The sequence below is a fragment of the Candidatus Hydrogenedentota bacterium genome (assembly GCA_012730045.1).
In the GTDB taxonomy this organism is placed as follows: domain Bacteria; phylum Hydrogenedentota; class Hydrogenedentia; order Hydrogenedentales; family CAITNO01; genus JAAYBR01.
Genome location: JAAYBR010000151.1, coordinates 1 through 2,944, shown reverse-complemented (window position 1 = coordinate 2,944; position 2,944 = coordinate 1). Strand labels below are relative to the sequence as shown.

General features: G+C 66.8%; 2 protein-coding genes. Both read left to right on the top strand.

The features are described 5' to 3' along the window. Positions 1–335: 335 nt before the first annotated feature. Positions 336–1,442 (top strand): DUF5009 domain-containing protein, encoded by a 1,107-nt coding sequence (locus tag GXY15_16460; protein NLV42805.1) that lies wholly within the window; start codon positions 336–338, stop codon positions 1,440–1,442. 27 nt (positions 1,443–1,469) lie between these two features. After that, positions 1,470–2,660, top strand: a complete 1,191-nt coding sequence (locus GXY15_16455; protein NLV42804.1) for an exo-alpha-sialidase — start codon at positions 1,470–1,472, stop codon at positions 2,658–2,660. Positions 2,661–2,944: the final 284 nt, after the last annotated feature.

The window sequence follows — 2,944 nt, the reverse complement described above, 5'->3', positions numbered from 1 at the left end:
TCGCTCTGCCTCCGCACTCCACTCAACAGACGGACTCGCCAAGGACGTGCGGGGGCTCCCGCGACATCTGACGCCTGACACGCCTTTCTTCAACGATATTCCCGCCCCCGGGCGGTCAGGGGCTCGCCATGACGCATTGAACGCCGGTTCAGTGCGGGACCGCCGCTTAACCCGTCATTGCGAGTCGGCCGCCCCGGCCGACGCGGCAATCTCTTGTCGGAATCGCCCCGCGTCCCACCTCCACTGGTGCTGCGGGCTGTTTGGGGCGTACAATGCCGCGGCGCTTCGCGGAGTAGGGCGGCGCGGCGGTGTTCGGGACGGTGAAGGAAGGTTTCATGGCTGCGGAAGAGACCAAGACCGGCGGGCGGATGCTCAGCGTGGACGTGCTGCGCGGGTTTGACATGTTCTGGATCACCGGCGGCACCGGGTTCATGCTGGGGGTGCTGCGCATGCTCGGCGACCCGGTCAAGGGGTGGATTGAGCCCCAGATGAAGCATGTGCCCTGGGAGGGCTTCCATTTCCACGACCTGATCTTCCCGCTGTTTGTCTTCGTTGTCGGCATGTCGGTCGTCTTTTCGCTGGAGCGCATTCTCGCCACCGACGGGCGGCGCGGCGCCTACCGCCGCATCCTGAAGCGTTTTGTGATCATGTTCCTGCTGGGCGTGCTGTATTCCGGCGGCGTGGCGCCGGGCGACGCGCGGTGGATGGGCGTGCTCCAGCGGCTGGCCCTGTGCTATCTCTTCGCGGGGCTGCTCTTCTGCCACCTGGGCTGGCGCGGGATGCTGGGCGTGGCCGTTGCCCTCCTCGCCGGCTACTGGGCGCTGCTCTGCTTTGTCCCCATCCCCGGCCGGGAGACGGTCTCGTTTGCCCCGGAGGAGAACTGGGCGAACCTGCTGGACGCCTGGTGGCTCCCAGGGCGCAAGAACGACGGCACCTGGGACCCCGAGGGGATGCTGAGCACTTTCCCCGCCGTCGCCAGCGCCCTGATGGGCGTGCTCGCCGCGCTGTTTCTCAAGTCCGAAAAGCATTCCCCCGCGCGGAAGGCGGTCCTGTTCATGGCCGTCGGCGCGGTGCTGGTGTCCCTCGGCCACTTGTGGGGCCTCCAGTTCCCCGTGATCAAGAAGATTTGGACCTCCTCCTACGTGCTGGTAGCCGGCGGTTGGAGCCTCGTGCTGCTCGGGCTCTTCTACCTCGTCGTGGACGTCTGGCAGATACGCTGGTGGACCGCCCCCTTCATGTGGATCGGCGTGAATCCCCTGACCATCTACCTGATCCGCAACTTCATGGATTTCAACGAGTTCGCCGAGCGGTTTGTCGGGGGAAACATCGCGCTCGCCGTCGGCGAGGACTGGGCCTATTTCCTTCAGATGACGGTCTCCGTGGCGTTCACGTTCCTAGTGGTCTGGTATCTGAACCGGCGCAAGATCTATCTGCGGATCTGACGCGCCGGGCTTGAAAGGAGAAGGGAAATGAGGAAGCTTGTCGCGCTGGCGCTGTTCTTGGCGGCCCCTGTCGCCTGGACGCAGCCCCCGACCCCCGCCGGGTATGACATCGTGCTGGACGTGCCGGTGGAGCACGACGACGGCAAGTTCCTCTGGTTCCACCCGCGTGCGACCGCCGTGCCGGGGAAGGGGAAGGACGGCGCGCCGCTGGCCGTCATGACGCTCCAGAAGCACCTCCAAGTCTCAGACTTCTACTCCGAGCTGTACTACATGCTGTCCGAGGACCTGGGCAAAACCTGGACCGGGCCCGTGACCATCCCCGAGTTCGCCTGGCGCAAGGGACCGGACGGCGAGATCGTCGCCGTGTGCGACGTGACCCCCGGCTGGCACGCGCCGACCGGGAAGGTCATCGCCATCGGCGCGCAGCTCATGTACCGCGAGGGCGGCGCGCTGGTCGAGCGCGAGGGCCGCTTCGACCAGACGGCCTACACGGTCTTCGACCCCGAGGCGCGCACGTGGACCGCCTGGAAGCTCATCGAGATGCCCGAAGACCCCATGTTCGCCTTCTGCCGCAACGCCTGCTCGCAGTGGATCGTCGAGCCTGACGGCTCCCTGCTCCTGCCGCTCTACCACGGACGCAACGCCAAGGAGGACTACACCGTCTCCGTGGGGCGGTTCCGGTTCGACGGGACCACCGTCTCCTACGTTGAGCACGGGAACAGCATGAGCGTTGAGGGCGGGCGCGGGCTCTGCGAACCGTCCATGGTGAAGCACCGGGGGCGCTATTTCCTCACCCTGCGCAACGACGCCCGCGCCTATGTCACCTCCGGCGCCGACGGCCTCCACTACGACCCCATCAAGCCCTGGACCTTTGACGACGGCGCGGAACTGGGCTCCTACAACACCCAGCAGCACTGGCTCGCCACGGAAAACGCCCTCTTCCTCGTCTACACCCGTCGCGGCGCGAACAACGACCACGTCATGCGCAACCGCGCCCCCCTCTTCATCGCCCAGGTGGACCCCGAAGCCCTCCACGTCCTCCGCGCCACCGAGCGCGTCCTCATCCCCGAGCGCGGCGCCGCCCTCGGAAACTTCGGCGCCGCCGCCATGACCCCCGCCGAGTCCTGGGTCACCGTCGGCGAGGGTGTCTGGAACGACGACGCCCGGAAACGCGGCGCCAAAGGCGCGCTCTTCGTGGCAAGAGTGCTCTGGAAGTAGGGGCAGGAGACAAGGCAAGGCAGGGCCCGGACTGCGGGATACGCCGCTCCTTTCCGGCCCACCAAGTCCACCCCGTCCACAACGTCCACCAAAGCACAGGCACAGCCCCCACCCCCAAGCACGCGCGCGAAGCGCGCCTTGGAGTGCGGCAGCTCGCTGCCGCCTTCCAGACCGGGCACCGCGATGACCCGAGCCTGATGAATGCCCTCGCGGTTCTGAAGGCAAGACTCAACGCAGAGACGCAGAGGGCGCAGAGGAAGGCGCAAACGGGAGAATGCGGGGAC